Genomic DNA, 17,170 nt, shown 5'->3' with positions numbered 1-17,170 from the left:
GGTCATGTCCCGTTTGTTGCCTGTGATCATCACCGTGCAGCCTTGGTCCATGAACGCACACTCGGCCTGTCACCACGCGCGATGAACTACGGGCACGCGCTGAGGTTCGGGCTGCACCTGCCCTCTAACGCCGGCTGCGGGCCCGGCCGGTTGGTCGAAGTGGTGGGCCTTTCCGAGCAGTGGGGACTGGACTTGCTGGTCGTCCCGGCCGGAACCGCCGGCGACGATCTCGAACCGTCGACTGTGGCGTCCTGGATCGCCGGGGCGACGGTCTCTCTCGGACTGGTGCTGGAGGCACGCCCTGCCACCCTCCATCCGGCGATACTCGCGCGAGCCGTCGCAGGCCTGGATCGGCTCACCGAAGGCAGGGTCGAACTGGCTTTCCGGGCGGGCCCGTCAGCCGCCGCGTCCGGGACAGCCGATTCGGTCGCGGCACTGGGTGAAGCGATCGCCGTCGTTCGCGAGCTGTGGAATGTCCTCGACCGTGGCCTCGGCCGGTTCACCGGCCGCTTCTACCGTCTCGCGGGAGCTGAGAAGGCCGCGCCCGCGCACGACGTGCCGATCTCCGTGGACGGCCAGGGCCAAGACCTGCTCCGGCTGATCGGACTGTGGGCTGACGAGTGGTCGACGGGGTACGACGCCGTCACGCTGACGCAGGGCAACCGCGCAGTCGACGAGGCGGCGCAAGGGGCAGGCCGCGATCCCCGCGAGATCCGCAGACGGGTCACGATCCGCGGTGGCTTCGGCGAGCGGACAGGCACGTTCACCGGGACCGCCGCGGACTGGGTGAACGACCTGCTGCCACTCGTTGTCGAGCACGGGGTGGGCACCATCGTGCTGGACACCGTGGAGCGGGACGTCGCGGCAGGCTTCGCGAGCGAGGTCGCCCCGGCCCTGCGGGCGGCCGTGGACGCGGTGCTTCCGCGCGGATGGTCGGGCGCGCGGGTCCGGCGGTCCGCCGTGCGCGCCAGGCGCCGGCCGGGGATCGACTACGAGGGCGCTCCGCCGGAGATGGCCGAGGTCGTCGAGCCCGGTGATCCGGCCTACGCCCGGCTGCGGTCCGGATACCTGCGCGGCGGTGCGCCCGGCATCATCCTGCGGGCGGCGACGAACGAGCAGGTGACACAGGCGCTCGCGTTCGCCCGCCGGCATCCCGGCATGGCCCTGTCTCGGCGAAGCGCCGGACACGGGGTCTCCGGCCGCTCCACCAATGACGGCGGGATCGTCATCGACGTGTCACTGATGAATGCGATCGAGGTGCTCGACAGGAAGACACGCCGGGTGCGCATCGGCCCGGGTGCGCGCTGGGCCGAGGTGGCGGCCGCACTGGAGCCCTACGGCTGGGCGTTGAGTTCGGGCGACTACGGGGGCGTCGGGGTGGGCGGCCTCGCCACGGCGGGGGGCATCGGGTACCTCGCGCGCGGGCACGGACTGACCATCGACCGCCTGCGGGCCGTGGAGATGGTGCTCGCGGACGGCTCCGTCGTGCGGGCCGACGATTCGGAGAACCCCGATCTCTTCTGGGCCGTGCGAGGGGCGGGCGCGAACTTCGGGATCGTCACTGCCTTCGAGTTCGAGGCCGACGACGTGGGCGCGGTCGCCTTCGCCCGGCTCACCCAGGACGCGAGCGACCTCGAGCGCTACCTCGTCGAGTGGGGCCGGGCGGTCGAGGACTCCCCGCGGGACCTCACCAGCTTCGTCATCGTGCCGCCCCCGCGCGGCGGGCGACCAGCGCTCGCGGTGAGCCGCACCATGGTCGAATCCTCGGACCCGGAGACCGTGCGCGCCCATTTGGAGCCACTGGCCGCGATCTCCGCGATAGACGCCCAGGACATCGTCATCACCTCCTACGCGGCCGTGATGGACAACGCGAGCGACGACCCACCGGTCTCCCACGGTGAACCGGTCTCACGCAGCGGTCTGCTCCGGCACGTGACCCCGCAGTTCGCCGCGGCGGCGGCTCGCGTGATCCGCAGCGGCGCGATCGGCTGGTTCCAGCTCCGCTCGGTCGGCGGCACAGTCGCCGATGTTCCCTCGGACGCCACGGCCTACGCCCACCGCGACGCGAACTTCTCGCTCGTGGTGATGGGCGGTGCCGACGAGGTGGTCGACCGGGCCTGGGCCCGGCTGAGCCCCTTCCTCGACGGCCTCTACATCAGCTTCGAGTCCAGCCTCCGGCCCGAGCGGATCGCCGCGGCCTGGCCCCCACGGACCCTCTCGCGTCTGCGTGAGCTGAAGAGCGTCTACGACCCCGAGGGCGTGTTCGGCGACAACTTCGCCCTCACGCCCGCCCCGAACCACCCCGGAGGAGGCACCCCATGAGCGACTACGGCCACGCACTGTGGTTCGGTAGCTTCATCACCCCCGTCGCCGGCCGGCCTCAGGCGCCGGTCGAGCTGGCCCTGACGTCCGAGCGGGCCGGCCTCGACCTGGTCAGTTTCCAGGACCATCCCTATCAGTCGCAGTTCCAGGACACCTGGACCCTGATGTCCTACGTCGCCGCCCGCACCGAACGGATCCGGATCAGCGGCAACGTGCTGAACCTTCCCCTGCGGCCCCCCGCCGTGCTGGCCCGCGCCGCCGCGAGCCTGGACCGGCTCAGCGGCGGCCGGGTCGAACTGGGCCTCGGCGCGGGCGCGTTCTGGGACGGCATCGCCGCGATGGGCGGCCGCCGTCTCGAACCCGGACAAGCCGTACAGGCGGTGGAGGAAGCCGTCGACGTGATCCGGGGGCTATGGGCAACCGACGAGACCGGTCCCCTCCGTGTCACGGGCGAGTTCTACACCGTGACCGGCGCGAAGCGCGGGCCGGCGCCCGCTCATCGCATCCCGATCCACCTCGGTGCCTACAAGCCGCGCATGCTCCGGCTGACCGGCCGGATCGCCGACGGCTGGCTGCCCTCCCTCGGCTTCCTGCCCCAGGGCCCCGCGTCGCTGGCCGCGATGAACGAGCGGATCGACGAGGCCGCCTCCGCCGCCGGACGCCCACCCGCGGCGGTCAGCCGCCTGCTCAACCTGAGCGGCCGATTCACCAGCGGCAGCGGCGGCGGGCTGCTGGAGGGCGGGAGCGATGACTGGGCCGAACAGATCGCCGACATCGCCCTGCAGTACGGCGTATCCGGGTTCATCCTCGCCTCGGACAAGCCTGCCGACCTGAACCTCTTCGGCCACGAGGTCGCCCCCCGAGCCCGCGAACTCGTCCACTCCGAACGCGGGGCATGACGCGGGTGGGGCATGGCGGGCCCGGTGAGGGAGCTGCGACAGCGGCAGCGCCGACGGAGCTGTTCGGACGCCGCGAGGAGACCGCGGTTCTCGACCGGCTGCTTACGCAGGCCCGCGGCGGGAGCGGCGGCGCGCTCGTGTTGTGGGGCGAGCCGGGTATCGGCAAGTCTGCTCTGCTTCGCTACGTGCACAGCCAGGCTGCGGACTTCGTCAGGCTGAGCCACTCGGCCGCCCGGACCGAGTCGGACCTGGCTTTCGCGGGGCTGCACGGGCTGCTGCGGCCGCTGGCCGATCGTGTCGAGTTGCTGGCGACGGCCCAAGCGGCTGCTGTGCGTGCCGCGCTCGGGCTGAACGGTGAGCCGACGGATCGCCTGGTGGTCGGGGCGGCTGTGCTGTCGCTGCTCTGCGGGCTCGCCCAGCGGCAGCCTGTGCTCGTCGTGGTGGACCACGGGCAGTGGCTCGACGAGGCCACCGCGCTGTGCCTGGGGTTCGTTGCTCGACGCGTGGGGGCGCATCCCGTGGTGGTCGTGCTTGCCGATCACTGCGATCCGGCCGCCCGGCCCTGGGAAGGTGTGGCCGACGTGCGGGTCGACGGCCTGAGCGACGAGAGCGCGTGGCAGCTTGTGGCGGCCGTGGCGCCGCTCACCGACAGGGCGACGACGCGGAACATGGTCCGGGAGGCCGGGGGCAACCCCTTGGCGCTGCACGAACTGGCCACGCTCGGGGGCGACCTCGACGACGCCGAGCATCGCCGGAAGCGAGGACGACCGCCCGTCGGGCCACGCCTGCAGCGGGCTATCCGTGCCGGGATCGAGGCCCTGAGCCCTCCGGCGCAGTTGCTGACCGTGCTCGCGGCGGCCGAGGAACACGGCGACCGGCTCACGGTGCGGCGTGCCGGCCGTGCGTCGGGTGCCGGCGACGCCGCCTGGGAAGAAGTGACCAACACGGGCCTGCTCCACGTGGCGGGCAACCGCGTCGGCTTTCGGCACCCCGTCGTGAGCAGAGCCGTCTACGAGGGGTGCGATGCCGCGACGAGGCGCCGGGCTCACCGCGCCCTGGCCGCCACGATGCCGGACGAGGCGGAAGAGCGCGCATGGCATCTCGCCGCCATGGCCCATGACCGCGATGAGAACGTCGCGAGGCTCCTCGAACGGACCGCGGCCCGCTCCCGGCTCCGCGGGGCCACGAAGACGGCGGCACGGGCGTGGTGGCGGGCCGCCGAACTGTCGGCCGCGCCGATCGACGCTTCACAACGCCTTGCCGAGGCGGCCAGGGCTTCCTGGGACGCCGGGTGGGCGGCCACGGCGGAGCGCCTGCTCGATGACGCGGAACGGCTGGACCCCGGTGCTCACATCGCCCGGCGGAGCCGGGGTCTGCGGGGGATCATCGAGTTCGCCCGAGGCATGCCCGAGATGGCGCACCACTTCCTGATCACCGACATGAAGCACGTCTCGGAACCGGGAACGGCGCTGGAACTGGGCACGCTGGCCATGCGCGCCGCCTGGTCCGTCGGACGCGGCGACCTGCGGGACACGGCGCTGGAGCTGCTGCTCGAAGACGGCCTCGAGGGCCGGACCGGATTACCCGGCACGCCGGCCTGGTGGAGCGACGACGTGTCTGCCGACGCGGCGCCGGCAGACACCCCCGACGCCGGCGATGCCGCCGCGCGGGCCCGTACGACCATCCTGCCGTTGCTGCCACCGACACCCCTCGCCCTGGCCTGGGGGATCGACAAGCCGATGGTGGATGCGCTGCGCCGCCGGTTACCGCACCTGCGGCGGCGCAGCGAGCGCGCTCGACTCGCCATCGTCCTGGCCCAGACCGCGATGCTCGACAACGCTGCCGGCCGCTGGCCGCAATCGGAGTCCTCGGCCACGGAGGGACTGCGGCTGGCCCAGGACCTGGGTGCCGACCACATCGCCTCCCACTGCCGCACCAGCCTGGGCTGGCTCGCCGCCGCGCGTGGTGACGAGCGCGCCGTCGCGGAGGCCACCGCCAGGACTCTGGAGACGTCTCTCCCGCAGGGCGTCCGCGCGCTGAGCGCGGCCGCGTACTGGAACCGCGGTATGGCCTCGCTGTTTCACGAGCGTCCCGAGGAAGCACTGGACATCCTGGTGCACCTGACCGAGCCGGGTCATGGCGCGGAGCACCGGACCATTGCGCTCCTGGCCGCTTTCGACACGGCCGAGGCGGCCGTGCGCGTCGGGAGAAGCGACCTCGCGGACGAACGGATACGGGTGCTCGAAGCCTGGGCGCGGCGCACGGGAGCGCCGTGGGCCCGCTGTGCCGCGCACGTCACGCGCGGGCTCCTCGGAGGCGCCCGGGCCGAGGGTGCCTTCCGGGCCGCACTCGAGGTGCCGGGTGCCCGTTGCCACCCGCTGCTCTACGCGCGCGCTCAGTTGTCCTACGGCGAGTGGTTGCGGCGGGGCCGTCGGCGGATCGATGCGCGTGTCCAGATCGGCGCCGCCTCGGAGGCGTTCGACCGGCTCGGGGCCGAGCCGCTGCACCATCGCGCGCAGCGCGAACAGGACCTCACCGGGCCGCCGGGCCGCCGCGGGGGCTCGGACACCGGGGCGATGAACCGGCTCACCGCCCAGGAACAGCGAGTCGCGCAGCTGGCCGGCGAACAGCTGACGAACCGCGAGATCGGGGTCCAGCTGCGGATCAGCCACCGCACCGTGGGCCACCACCTCGGGAACGTGTTCGCCAAGCTCGGCATCAACACGCGAACCGAGCTGAGCCACATCCACACCGGTTCCGAGCCGCTGTGAGCGCAGGGAGACCGCGGCGGGGCGGCCGCGCGATGCCTCCGGCGAAACGGAGGATCGCCCGCCCGATTCGCTCACCGGCCCTGATGTGGAGCGTCGCTGACGTTGTCCCGCGGGCCCGCGGCGAAACGCCGGTGGACGCATGACGAGAGGTCACCTCATGCCCACAGCCGAAACCCTGCCCCACGCGCGCCACGACATCGGCGGGCAGTGGCAGGACTCCGGCTCCCGCGGCGAGTCACGCAGCCCCGCGCGACCAACGACCTGCTCGGCACCTTCGCCGACGGCGGTGCGCAGGAGGCGAGGTCCGCCGTGGCCGCGGCCCGAAGGGCCTTCGACTCCACCGCCTGGTCCCGCGATCGCCACCGGCGTGCGGCAGCGCTGCACGAACTGGCCGACCGGCTCGGGCACCGCAAGGACGAACTGATCACTCTGCCGGCGCGAGAGAACGGGAAACTGCTTGCCGAGGCGGCCCTCGAGGTCGAAGGCACCATCCCCAAGCTCCGCTACCACGCGGCGCTTTCCCTCACCGACTACGGCAGGGCCGGGGAAATGCGGCCCGGTATGTACTCGATGACACTGTGCGAAGCCGCAGGCGTCGCCGCTGTGATCGTGCCGTGGAACTCACCGGTCATCCTCCCGGCGCGGTCCTTCGCACTCACCCTGGCCGCCGGCTGCACCGTGGTCATGAAGATGCCGGCGCAGACCGGTCCGGTCAACGGAGTACTGAGCGAGATCATCGCCGACACTTCGAGCCTGGAGCCGGGCGTGTTCAACGTCTTCACCGAGAGCGGCAACGCCGGGGCTCCGGAGTTCGTCTCCTCCCCGGATGTCGACGTGGTCAGCTACACCGGCTCCACCGCGGTCGGCCGCGTGATCATGGAACAGGCCACCCCGACGCTCAAGACGCTGCCCATGGAGCCGGGCATTCCGCCGCGAGAGAGCTTCGCCCCCGGCTCCGCCGCCGCAGCGGTGTCCTGCCGCCAGACCCGCCCGCACCCTGTGCACTTGTCACGACGAACACGAACCAGCAGCGTCGTGGGCCGATGACGAAAGGGACATGCGCCGGGCGGCGCGTCACCGTGTCGCGACGCGTGCCCTCGGCCCCGCAGCGTAGGCACCACGGGACCGGCCCGGCGACCCGGCACTCCAGCACCGTCTGCTCCGGGCTGCGGTGCCGCCCGACGACGACCAGGCCGAGGTCATCGAGATCGCACAACCTGGTCAAATCGGGCGCTGAACGTAAGGTGGGGCACCGTCGAGGTCTTCCGGCGATGGGCAGTGTGAGAACTTCCATCTTGGAGGGCCTCGACCTCTACCCGGCGCCGGTCGGGCGTCCCGTGACCACACCCTCATCTGCGAAGAGCCGCATTGCCGCCATGAGGGCCAGCTGTGCCTTCGGGCCGGCTGGTGTCGAATGCCACCTGAGCACCCGCGCCGTGGAGCACACATGGGCACGATTCGGCGATGCGGATGAGCGCTGCACGGCGCGGGGGAAGCGATGGGCGAGCGACGCAATCGGCGCCGCATTGAAGAAGAGGGACGGAGGGCGAGGTCCCGCTGGTCGGCGGAGTTCTTCGACACGGTGCGAGTCAGCTCTGTGTGATCAAGTCAGGGTGAGCTCGCGGATCGCCTTCTCCTCGGGTCCTGCGGCAGTGCCTCTCCCGGGTTCAAAGATTGGAGTTCGTTCGGTCGGGGCGGGACGGATGCTGCCGATGACCTGTTTCAGCGGCCCGTGTGATCGCCTCGAGTACCCGGTGGCGATCGAGTGCGACCGCGAAATCCGGCGCATCGGCGGTTCCGTCGCGGAGGTCGGCGGCGAACTGGGCGTAGAGGCGGGCGACCCCCGCTGCGGGTGCGTCGAGTTGCAGGTCAGGAGCCGCATAAGCGGGGGGACCTGTAGCACGTGGACAGGCTCGCTGCCGCGGCGCAGCGTGATGGTGAAATCGGTGAAATGGATGTAGCCCGACGCCGACTCCACACGCACACTCCCCTCGGTGCCCTGGATCTCCCATACCATCGCCGAGCCGGCAGACTGCCCGGCACTGTAGTGCAGCGAAGTGACGATCCCGCCTTCGAGAACGCCGGCGACGACGATCTCATCCGGCGCGTCCTTCGGCAGCGACGCGCCATCGGAGAGGCGGACGCCGTCACCGCGCTGATTGGCGACGACGGCGGACAGACTCTCGAATGTGCCGAGCACGCGCGCAAGCGGTTCGAGCCCGTGGCCGAGCATGATGCTCAGAAGCGTGGCGCCATGCTTTGCGTGCGCCATGTACTCGACCGGCGGGTCATATCGGCCGACCCACATGTCGTCGGTCAAATGCGCTCGGATGCTCGTGCTGAGCGGCTTGCCAATCACGCCTTGCGCGATGAGGTCGCGAAGGAAGAGGATCGGCGGGTGCAGGCCGCCCTGCAACCCGACAACCGTCCGCAGCCGCCGCTCGCGGGCGAACCTCTCCAGCGCTTCGGCCTCCGATAGGTTTCTTGCGAGCGGCCATTCGCAATAAACCATCTTGCCCGCGGCCAGCGCGTCGGAAACAATCTGCTTGTGCTCCGGCACCTTGACAGCAACCACCACCAGGTCGACCTCCGGTCGCACGACCAGAGCCTCATGTGTGTCGAAGGCGAGATGGGCGCCCAGCCGACGAGCGGTCGCGTTCGCGCTCTCCATACGGGTCGTACTGACGGCGCGGATCTGGAACGCGTCGAGCGCTTGCAGCGCCGGGACGTGAGCAATTCCGCCCCAACCCCGATCGGCACTGGCCCCGATAAGGCCGACGCCGATCCGGGTATTTGCTGAATTCGTCATGAGGATGCTCCTGCCGTGTGCAGCCCCGGCAACGCTCTCCGGGCTGCGTCACGATGATTCGTTTCCGGACAATGCGTGGGTACTCGGGCTCACCATGGCGAGCGAGCAATTATTGCCGTTCGCGTAGCGGCTGCGGGGTTTGAGCCCGAGTGACCCAAGCGCAGGTTTTACACGTGAGCCCAGTGCGCCTCGAGTTCGCGCGCGACATCGGCCGGACGCTCTATCATCGGCCAGTGCGAGCTGCGCAGCTTGAAGACGGCACGTGCGCGTGTGGCATTACCGAGCTCGTCGGCGAAGCGGTGAGGAAGAAACGGATCGTCCAGGCCCCATATCACCAGCGCCGGTGCGGTCACGTTGCTCAAAGCTGGCTTCCACTCCGCCCCGACCTCGATCGCCGAACGGTAAAGGGCGAGAATGCTTGCCCTCATAGTGGCATCGATATGCCGGACCGATTCGTTTGCCGCGTCGCGCGGCATCTGCGCCTCGTTGAGGCTTGCTGCGAACGCCTCGAGGTCGAGGTCCGCCATCCATTGCTCGCCCTCGCCTGGCGTTTGCCAGATCTTGGCAAGATAGTGCCACGGATACTCCGGGTCGATTGGTCCGCTGATGCCAGTCCATGTCCGCACCAGATCTGGTCGGATAGACGCGAGACGGCCCGTGAGCAGAGACCCCCAATCATGACCGACCAGGTCGACGGGTTCGCCGATTTCTTCGATCTTCTTAATAAGCCAATCGAGATACTCTTCTTTCGTCGACGCGAATCCCGCTGGCAGGGGTACGCCAAACCCGGGGAGGTCGATCGTCACAATATCTTCGCGCTGAAGATAGGAACGGACGGTGTCCCAAAGCCGGTGGGTATCAGGTACACCATGGACGAGGACCGCAGGCATTTCGAATTCTCCAATTGATTGTTGTCGTGGTTGAATGGCCGGTCGGCCGAGTCAGGGAAGGAGGATGACTTTGCCGTGGGTGTGGCCCGTGGCGACGAGGCGATGAGCGTCCGCGGCCTCGTCGAGTGGGAAGCTCCGGCCGATGCGTGCGGTCCATGCGCCGACGGCGATCAGATTCAGGGCTTCCTGGACAGGGCCACGGTCGCGGTTCCCGCTGCCTCCGGGGCTGAATGCGACGCCGTGTTGTGCGGCATCGCGGTCGGCGAGCGTCACGATCCGGTCGGGGCCGCCGAGAAGATCGACGAGGGCGGGAAGAAGCCCCTTGCCGGCGGTGTCGAGCGCGGCGTCGACCCCGCCCGGAGCGGCGGCACGGATGCGATCGACCAGGCCCGGGCCGTGGACGACAGGGGTCGCTCCGAGACTCCTGACGAAGTCGGCGTTGGCAGTCCCGACGACTCCGATCACCGTCACACCCCGCTGTCGCGCGAACTGCACGGCGGCGCCGCCCAGAGCACCGCTCGCGCCGGTGACCACGAGCGTCTCACCCGGGCGAACGTTCAGAAGCCCGAGAGCCCTCGCCGCGTTGTCGGCGCCGATGACAGTAGCCGCGGCCTCCTCGAAGGAAACGCCGTCGGGGATCGTCGCGAAGTTGCTGCTGACCGTGTACTCGGCGTAGGAGCCCTGGGTGGCGGAGTCCGGCCACCCCGCGACGCGGTCGCCGACCACGCCCTCGACGACGCCCGGGCCGACCGCCTCGACGACGCCGGCGAACTCGAATCCGATGATGGCGGGAGCACGCAGGCGGAACGCTCCGGCACGTGCCAGGATCTCCGCCGGGTTCACCCCGGCGGCGTGAACCCGCACCAGTACCTGACCCGGACCCGGCACCGGTCGCGGAGCCTCCGCAACCCGCAACACGGAGGGTTCGCCGAACGAGGTGATGACGGCGGCTTTCATGATGTTCCTTCTCGCATACAAGGGTCTTTTGCTCGCACCGTTCAGAAACGGTGTCAGGTCAGGAAGACCGGAGGATTCTCGCCCCGCAGGCGGTAGTCGGGTCGTGGCCGTTCGAGGCGGATCGATTCCAGCACGGTGTACGCGTGGTACTTGGTCTGGGTGGTGGCTCCTGCCAGCCGTTCCCACCAGAGCCGGCCGTCGCTCGTTTCCTTCTCGAGGACGTGGCGGGTGGTGTAGTTCGCCATGGAGCTGATCCAGTTCTCGGTGCCGACGAAGATCCTGTCCCAGCCGGTGCCGGTCACGATGTCGGCGAGCGCATCCGAGCGGCTGAACCGCTCGACCGCAGCGGTCGCCCCCTCGAGCACGTCGGCGAAGTACTCCACGCACAGCTTTACCTGCTCGTAGGTGCCGTAGTGCATGTGGTGCCCGCCGACGAAGTAGTCGAAGTCGTATTCGAGGATCTGAGACTGAGCCTCGTACCAGCCGGAGATGTTCTGCGAGGCGTCGCAGTGCATGAACGTGACGCTTCCCGGACTGATGATGTCCACGGCTGTGAGCACCTTCTGCCGGGGTGCGTAGATGAAGATGTTGCCGGGGCAGTGGTTCTCTCCCTTGTAGGAGAGCTGCAGGCTCACGCCGCCCACCTCGAGGACGAGTTCGTCGTCGAATGTCATCGTCGGCAGGGGACGCTTCGGGTCGGGGAAGCGCTCCAGGAGTTCCTTGGTGATGCGGTGGGCGACGATTTCGACGTCGGGACCGAACACGGAGGCCGCGCCGATGTGATCGGCGTGCCAGTGGCTGTAGATGACGTGGGTCACCGGTTGGTCGGTGACGTCCTCGATCGCCGCCAGCATGTTCTCACCGAGCGTCGGGGGTGCGTCGATGGCGACCACACCCTCCTCGGTCACCACGAATGCGGCGTCGTAGCCGGCACTGGTGACCCAGTAGAAGCCGCCGCGCAGTTCTTCAACGTGGTAGCCGTACTTCTGGAAGTGCTCGCTCTGGAAATATGGGGGGTAATATCCCTCGGGGTCCGAGGGGTCGTCAGCCCCCGCGCGAGGGAATCCGTAGTGGTCGATCCCGTAGAAGCTCGGGGTTTCTTCGACGTTGATGGGTATCTGACTGCTCTGGCACATCGACGGGATGCCTCTCTGTGTTCTTGAGAATCTGTCGGACGGGTGGTCTATCCCGGTGACGTGAATCGAAGGATCGCCTTGGTGACGCGGCCCGAGCCCGCATCCTCGAACGCGGTGTTGATGTCGGCGAAGTCGTAGAAGGACAGCAGTCGGTCGATGGGGAACCGGCCCGCTCGATAGAGCTGGGCAAGGTCGTTGATCAGGAGCGACGAGACAGCGTCGCCCTGGATGATGCCCTGAAGCGACTGGCCGAGCGTGAGCCGGCCGGCGTCGAGCATGGCGCCTGCTCCTTCGTGGAACGCCACGAAGCCGAATCGGCCCAGCGGTGCCAGGGCGCCGACTCCGGCGTCGAGGTTCTCCGCGCGGCCGCTCGTGTCGAGGACGTACTCCAGACCGCGTTCGTCGACGGTCCGGAGCGCGTCGGTCAGATCCTCGACTTTCCCGGGGTTGACGAGGTGCGTCGCTCCGAGATCGCGGGCCAGCTCGAGGCGGCCGGCGTCGACGTCGACGGCCACGATGGTGGTGGCACCCGCGACATGTGCCGCCATGACCGCCGCCAGGCCCACCGCTCCCACGCCGAAGACCGCGAAGGACGCTCCCGCCGGCACGGCGAGGGCCTTGAGTACGGCCCCCGCGCCCGTCTGCAGCCCGCACCCCAGCGGCGCCATGACGTCGAGCGGCAGATCGCGGGGGACCTTGATCGTGTTCCGTTGGTGGGTCAGGGCGTGGGTGGAGAACGAGGACTGGCCGAAGAAGTGACCGTGCGGCTCAGCACCGTGGGCGACGCGGAGACCGTTCGAGCCGTCCAGGCGGGCACCCGCGAAGTTGGCCGCCCAGACGTTGTCACAGTAGGCCGCGTGAGAGGACATGCACGGCTTGCAGTGGCCGCACGAGTGGTAGGAGAGGACGACGTGGTCACCGGGCTCGACGGTGGTGACAGCGGCCCCCACGCGTTCGACGACTCCTCCTCCCTCGTGCCCCAGCACCACCGGCAGCGGCGTCGCCATTCGCTGCGCCCGCACGTGAGCATCGGTCGCGCATATTCCGGTCGCGACCATGCGAACGAGCACCTCGTCGGGCCGCGGGTCCTCGATCTCGATGTCGCGGAATTCGAAAGGCCCATCCTGCGCTTCGAGAACGGCGGCGCGCGCGGAAGTGGTCATACGCCGTGAGCCTGCCGCGAAGCGCCGCGAGCGCCATGGTCACGAGGAACTGAAATCATCAACGACTCCCTGATCGGGGTTGTGGGCCTCAGGAACCCTTCAGCGGGTCCGAACCTATGTCGGCTGCCCGTACTCGCGGATCGGTCGCCGTATCCGTCACGGGCCCGGATCCCCGAAGGCTGCCGCCATGGGGCCCCTGGTGTCCGCGACCTTGATCGCGGACACCAGGGCCTGACGGGGCGTGGCGTCTCGGTCGGTTGTCCGTGCATCTGCGGCAGTGGTGCACGGTGCCGCGAGGTGTGGTGGCGTCAGTGCCGGACGCCGGTCCGGGCGGCTTGTTCGACTCGGGCGATGAGCCGGCTGTTGTGGGCGGCGTGCCGGAATCCCGGGGTGTGGTGGGTGCCGTTCGTGATGTCGCGGGCCAGGCTGGCGTAGACCTCTCCGACGTTGATGGAAGCGCCCGTCCAGATGTCGGCGGCGGTGGGTCCCGTGCCGGTGGCGACGGGACTGTCGGGCGCGGTGAAGTCGACGCTCGAGGAGAGGGTGAGGTCGCCGACCTGAACGCCTGCGGGGTGGTCGCCGGTCAGCTTCAGCCAGCCCTCCGATCCGCGTACTTCCAGGCTGAAGTGGGCGTCGGGGGCGGGCACGCCCGCCAGGATCTGCACCCCGACCGGCGCCCCCGAGGAGGTCTTGGCGATGGCGTCGAGGTGATCCGGGACCTCACGGACGGATATCGCGCCGGTGTCCACCAACTTCACCTGCGGCCAGAGGAGTTCGGTGCGGGCGTCGATTTCGGTGATGTCGCCGAGAACGGCTTCGACGACATCCAGGACGTGGCCCGCGGCGATGGGGAGGAAGCCGGCTCCGGCTGCTGCCTTGTCGAAGTACGCGTACGCGCTCACCGACTCCGGGCCGTTGCCGAAGGTCGTCGCGGCGACTCGCGCCGAGAGCAGCCGCCCGAGCCGGCCCTGAGCGATGATCTCCGCCGCGCGGCGTACCGAGGGGTTGAGCCGGCCCTGCAGGCCGATCGCGGTGTGCAGTGAGCCGGCCGCGTCAGCCATCTCTTCCGTCTGCGCAACGGTCGCGCCCAGCGGCGACTCCGCATACACGGCCTTGTTCGCCGCGAGGGCCGCCAGGACGAGCTCGCGGTGAGCCGGGACCTTCACCGCGACGGTGACGAGGTCGATCGAAGGGTCACCGATGAGCTCGTAGGGGTCGGCGAACCAACGCTCCGCGCCGAACGCCTCGGCAGCCCTGCGCGCGCTCTCCTCGTGCCGCGTCGCCACACCGGCCAGGTGGAAGTCGGGCTGTGCCGCCAGCGCGGGTATGTGCGCTGCCCCCGCCCAGCTCGCCTTCGTGTCCGCGCCGATGATGCCGACACGAATGAGATTGCTTGACATGATCTGGTGTTCCATTTCTTTCGCTGCAGCAGGATCTGGTGTGCTTCGCCCGGTTCGCCGCTCGATGCCTGGGCTCGACGTGCTCACTCGGCGGATGGCGCGGGGCGAATGGGCGGCTTCGTGCTTCTCTCACTGGTCGATGGCGGCCATGTCGGGCTCGGCATGGCGTTCGCCGGACGCCGGTGTCAGGTTGTTCAGGCGGGTGATCTGGCCTGGGGTGAGCCGGATACCGTCGGCGGCGCTGTTCTCCCTGAGGCGGTCGAAACGTTTCGTCCCCGGAATGGGCGCGATGCCGTCGCCTTGCGCGAGCAGCCAGGCCAGGGCGACCTGCGCGGGGGTGGCCTCGACTTCGTCGGCGACCTCGCGTACTTGGTCGACGATGCGCAGGTTGCGCGTGAGGTTGTCGCCGGTGAACCGGGGATTGGAGCGACGCCAGTCGGTGGCGTCCAGGCCGTCGAGAGTGCGGATGTCGCCGGCGAGAAAGCCGTGTCCCAGCGGTGAGTAGGGAACCAGTCCGACGCCGAGCTCACGCAGCGTGGGCAGCACTTCGGCCTCGGGATCTCGTGTCCACAGCGAGTACTCGCTCTGGACGGCGGCCACGGGATGGACCGCGTGAGCCCGGCGAATGCTCGCCCCTGCCGCCTCCGACAGTCCGATGTGGAGGACCTTCCCCGCCTCCACCAGCTCACTGAGCGCCCCCACCGTCTCCTCGATGGGAGTGCCGGGGTCGACCCGGTGCTGGTAGTAGAGGTCGATGCGGTCGGTTCCGAGCCGCCGCAGTGAGCCGTCGACAGCCGTGCGAATGTTGGCGGGAGTGCTGTCCGGGCCCGGCCGGCCGGTGTGGGAGACGAGGCCGAACTTGGTGGCGAGAACAACGTCGTCCCGGCGGCCCTTGATCGCGCGACCCACCAGTTCCTCGTTGACGTAGGGCCCGTACACCTCGGCGGTATCCAGATGGGTGACACCGAGGTCGACGGCGCGATGAATGGTGCGGATCGACTCGGCTTCGTCCCGACCGGCGCCGGTGTAGTACGCCGACATCCCCATGACACCCAGGCCGATGCGCGAGACATCGAGCCTGCCGAGAGACGTGGACTGCATCTGTTGTCCTTTCCTGAATCTGCCCGCCGGCCCTGCGCCTCCGTGAGGGGCAGGCCTCAGCGCCGCAGAAGGGGGCGTAACGGGGTCGATGGCACATGGCGCCGCTGTCGATCGCGTGCTCGGTCGGCAGCGAAGGGAACTTGACGCGTCAAGTTCTACTCCTTGGAACTTGACGCGTCAATAAGTGCGTCTAGGATGTCCTCATGGCCAGCACGGCAGATGACACGAACGGCCGGCGCCGCCCGCGTCCACGGAACGGGTCGACCCCCGAGGCGCCGGCGCTTGCCGGAGAAAGCTCCGGCTTGAGAAAGTCCACTGGTTCGGTTGCCGAAACACGATGGCTGAACAGCGACGAGCTGGCGGCGTGGCTGGCCAACTCCGCGATCATGATCAGCCTGCCGGCTGCGCTGGACGCGCGCATGCAGCGCGAGGCTCAGCTGACTTTCTTCGAGTACATGGTGCTCTCGGTCCTGTCCGAGCAGCCGACTCGCACCATGCAGATGAGCGCCCTGGCCGCTCGAACGGCGGCGTCACTGTCGAGGCTGTCCCATGTCGTCGGTCGGCTTGAGAAGCGCGCACTGCTCGCACGGAACCGGATCCCTGGTTCCGGAAGGCGCACCGCTGCGACGCTGACCGAGGCCGGTTACGAGGTGGTCGTGGCAGCGGCGCCGGGACACGTCGCCGCAGTCCGCGAGTACCTGATCGATGATCTCGGGCCCGAAGATCTGGCGGCACTGCGCCGCATCGGTGCCGCGGTGGACGCGGCCATCAAGCGCGAGCAACCCGACACGGGCTCTGCGGCTTCCCCTCCGCCAGAAGCACCGACGATCCGCAGCGGACCGAGGCGTACCGCGGACTGATGGAGGAGCAGCGCCACGCGGTCCGCCAGCACGTCCGCGGCGCGGTCCTCGGCGTTCTACGGCCTGTGGGGGTCGTGATCATCCGGTTGGTAGAACTCGTGTGGCGAGGCGTGAACTGAGTGATGACGAATGGGCGTTGGTGGGGCCGCTGCTCCCGACAGGCGCCTACGGCCCGTATCCGCACCGGCTGCGGGATCATTTCGAGGGCGTGATCTGGAGGTTTCGCTCCGGGACCCAGTGGCGGGAGGTCCCGGAGGGGTTCGGGAACCGGCCCACGGTCTACGACCGGTTCCGCCAGTGGCGCGACGCGGGCGTCTTCCAGGCCCTGATGGAGGCGGTGATCGCTGAGGCCGCACGGCGGGACCAGGTGGACCTTTCCCTGGTCAGCGTCGACTCCACCACAGCGGGAGCGCATCACGACGCGAGCGGCATGAGGGTGGACGCCAAGACGCCGGCAGCACTGGAGACAGTGACGGAGGAAAGGGGGGCCGCGGCAAGGAACCGCGTCCCCTGAGCCGGCCCGCGGCGCAAGTGGCCCCGTGATCACCCCCGGCATCGCCGACGACATCGCCGCCACGGTGGAGTCCTGCCATCGCCTGGACGACACCGAGGGCGGCAGCCGCGCCGCCCTGCGGCACATGCAACAACAGGTCACCGAGGTCACCGGCCATATCCGCAACAGCCGTTTCAGCGACAACGCCACCCGCCGGCGCACGATCAGCGTCGCTGTGCGCTGCGACAGCGATGCTCAGCCGATCTCCATGAGCAAGGACGAGCAGGTGATTGACAGGGTCATCGAGCACGCTGTGGGCCACCCCTGACATGCCGCGACGGCATGGTGCCGGCCGCGCGTCCCGAGGTG

Annotated in this window: 14 protein-coding genes and 1 pseudogene; 7 read left to right on the top strand and 8 right to left on the bottom strand. The window is 69.4% G+C overall.

Annotated elements, in window-relative coordinates; genetic code table 11:
• The first annotated feature begins 42 nt into the window (after positions 1-42).
• From H7827_RS27865 to H7827_RS27850, 4 genes are all read left to right on the top strand, one after another.
• Positions 43-2,322: an LLM class flavin-dependent oxidoreductase gene (locus tag H7827_RS27865; protein WP_432747786.1), complete on the top strand. Its 2,280-nt coding sequence runs from the start codon at positions 43-45 to the stop codon at positions 2,320-2,322.
• Positions 2,319-3,221: an LLM class flavin-dependent oxidoreductase gene (locus tag H7827_RS27860; RefSeq protein ID WP_432747785.1), complete on the top strand. Its 903-nt coding sequence runs from the start codon at positions 2,319-2,321 to the stop codon at positions 3,219-3,221. The genes H7827_RS27865 and H7827_RS27860 overlap by 4 nt, the downstream gene beginning before the upstream one ends.
• Positions 3,218-5,992 carry an AAA family ATPase gene (locus H7827_RS27855; RefSeq protein WP_432747784.1) on the top strand — a complete coding sequence of 925 codons (2,775 nt, stop codon included), beginning with the start codon at positions 3,218-3,220 and terminating at the stop codon, positions 5,990-5,992. Before H7827_RS27860 ends, H7827_RS27855 begins: the two co-directional genes overlap by 4 nt.
• Positions 5,993-6,199: 207 nt before the next feature.
• A complete protein-coding gene (locus tag H7827_RS27850; protein WP_432748070.1) occupies positions 6,200-7,039 on the top strand; it encodes an aldehyde dehydrogenase family protein in 840 nt (279 codons plus the stop codon).
• Here the strand turns inward: H7827_RS27850 and H7827_RS27845 are convergent.
• The 8 genes and pseudogenes from H7827_RS27845 to H7827_RS27810 all read right to left on the bottom strand — a co-directional run.
• Positions 6,921-7,286, bottom strand: a pseudogene (locus H7827_RS27845) (hypothetical protein); the annotation flags it as partial. The gene H7827_RS27850 and the pseudogene H7827_RS27845 sit on opposite strands and share 119 nt — an antisense overlap.
• 309 nt (positions 7,287-7,595) lie before the next feature.
• Positions 7,596-8,801 carry a Gfo/Idh/MocA family protein gene (locus H7827_RS27840; RefSeq protein WP_432747783.1) on the bottom strand — a complete coding sequence of 402 codons (1,206 nt, stop codon included), beginning with the start codon at positions 8,799-8,801 and terminating at the stop codon, positions 7,596-7,598.
• A 167-nt stretch (positions 8,802-8,968) separates the two neighbouring features.
• A complete protein-coding gene (locus H7827_RS27835) occupies positions 8,969-9,691 on the bottom strand; it encodes an alpha/beta fold hydrolase (protein WP_432747782.1) in 723 nt (240 codons plus the stop codon).
• A gap of 51 nt (positions 9,692-9,742) precedes the next feature.
• Positions 9,743-10,648: an NADP-dependent oxidoreductase gene (locus tag H7827_RS27830; RefSeq protein WP_432747781.1), complete on the bottom strand. Its 906-nt coding sequence runs from the start codon at positions 10,646-10,648 to the stop codon at positions 9,743-9,745.
• Between the two features lie 53 nt (positions 10,649-10,701).
• Positions 10,702-11,784 carry an MBL fold metallo-hydrolase gene (locus H7827_RS27825; protein ID WP_432747780.1) on the bottom strand — a complete coding sequence of 361 codons (1,083 nt, stop codon included), beginning with the start codon at positions 11,782-11,784 and terminating at the stop codon, positions 10,702-10,704.
• Positions 11,785-11,831: 47 nt separating this feature from the next.
• A complete protein-coding gene (locus H7827_RS27820; protein ID WP_432747779.1) occupies positions 11,832-12,947 on the bottom strand; it encodes an NAD(P)-dependent alcohol dehydrogenase in 1,116 nt (371 codons plus the stop codon).
• Positions 12,948-13,255: 308 nt separating this feature from the next.
• Entirely contained in the window at positions 13,256-14,347 is a 1,092-nt protein-coding gene (locus H7827_RS27815) for a Gfo/Idh/MocA family protein (RefSeq protein ID WP_432747778.1), read from the bottom strand.
• Between the two features lie 129 nt (positions 14,348-14,476).
• Complete coding sequence (locus tag H7827_RS27810) at positions 14,477-15,448, bottom strand: aldo/keto reductase (RefSeq protein ID WP_432747777.1); 972 nt, start codon at positions 15,446-15,448, stop codon at positions 14,477-14,479.
• A gap of 203 nt (positions 15,449-15,651) precedes the next feature.
• On the opposite strand from H7827_RS27810, the gene H7827_RS27805 reads away from it, so the two are divergent.
• From H7827_RS27805 to H7827_RS27795, 3 genes are read left to right on the top strand one after another with little or no spacing between them, the layout of a single operon-like run.
• On the top strand, positions 15,652-16,308 hold the full coding sequence (locus H7827_RS27805) for a MarR family winged helix-turn-helix transcriptional regulator (RefSeq protein ID WP_432747776.1): 657 nt from the start codon (positions 15,652-15,654) through the stop codon (positions 16,306-16,308).
• Positions 16,196-16,822, top strand: coding sequence for a transposase (locus tag H7827_RS27800; RefSeq protein ID WP_432748069.1), 627 nt, complete (start codon positions 16,196-16,198; stop codon positions 16,820-16,822). Before H7827_RS27805 ends, H7827_RS27800 begins: the two co-directional genes overlap by 113 nt.
• A gap of 25 nt (positions 16,823-16,847) precedes the next feature.
• Entirely contained in the window at positions 16,848-17,129 is a 282-nt protein-coding gene (locus H7827_RS27795) for a hypothetical protein (protein ID WP_432747775.1), read from the top strand.
• Positions 17,130-17,170 lie beyond the last annotated feature (41 nt).

This window comes from Streptomyces sp. JH002 (genome assembly GCF_050916115.1).
Classification (GTDB): Bacteria; Actinomycetota; Actinomycetes; order Streptomycetales; family Streptomycetaceae; genus Streptomyces; species Streptomyces xiamenensis.
Note: the sequence above shows the minus strand (reverse complement) of the source record. Positions and strands in the feature narration are given on the sequence as shown.

What these genes read in the sequence shown, in the direction of transcription:
- H7827_RS27860 (WP_432747785.1), top strand. Translation starts at nt 2,319, where the DNA reads ATGAGCGACTACGGCCACGCACTGTGGTTCGGTAGCTTCATCACCCCC.
- H7827_RS27855 (WP_432747784.1), top strand. Translation starts at nt 3,218, where the DNA reads ATGACGCGGGTGGGGCATGGCGGGCCCGGTGAGGGAGCTGCGACAGCG.
- H7827_RS27840 (WP_432747783.1), bottom strand. Translation starts at nt 8,801, where the DNA reads ATGACGAATTCAGCAAATACCCGGATCGGCGTCGGCCTTATCGGGGCC.
- H7827_RS27835 (WP_432747782.1), bottom strand. Translation starts at nt 9,691, where the DNA reads ATGCCTGCGGTCCTCGTCCATGGTGTACCTGATACCCACCGGCTTTGG.
- H7827_RS27830 (WP_432747781.1), bottom strand. Translation starts at nt 10,648, where the DNA reads ATGAAAGCCGCCGTCATCACCTCGTTCGGCGAACCCTCCGTGTTGCGG.
- H7827_RS27825 (WP_432747780.1), bottom strand. Translation starts at nt 11,784, where the DNA reads ATGTGCCAGAGCAGTCAGATACCCATCAACGTCGAAGAAACCCCGAGC.
- H7827_RS27820 (WP_432747779.1), bottom strand. Translation starts at nt 12,947, where the DNA reads ATGACCACTTCCGCGCGCGCCGCCGTTCTCGAAGCGCAGGATGGGCCT.
- H7827_RS27815 (WP_432747778.1), bottom strand. Translation starts at nt 14,347, where the DNA reads ATGTCAAGCAATCTCATTCGTGTCGGCATCATCGGCGCGGACACGAAG.
- H7827_RS27810 (WP_432747777.1), bottom strand. Translation starts at nt 15,448, where the DNA reads ATGCAGTCCACGTCTCTCGGCAGGCTCGATGTCTCGCGCATCGGCCTG.
- H7827_RS27805 (WP_432747776.1), top strand. Translation starts at nt 15,652, where the DNA reads ATGGCCAGCACGGCAGATGACACGAACGGCCGGCGCCGCCCGCGTCCA.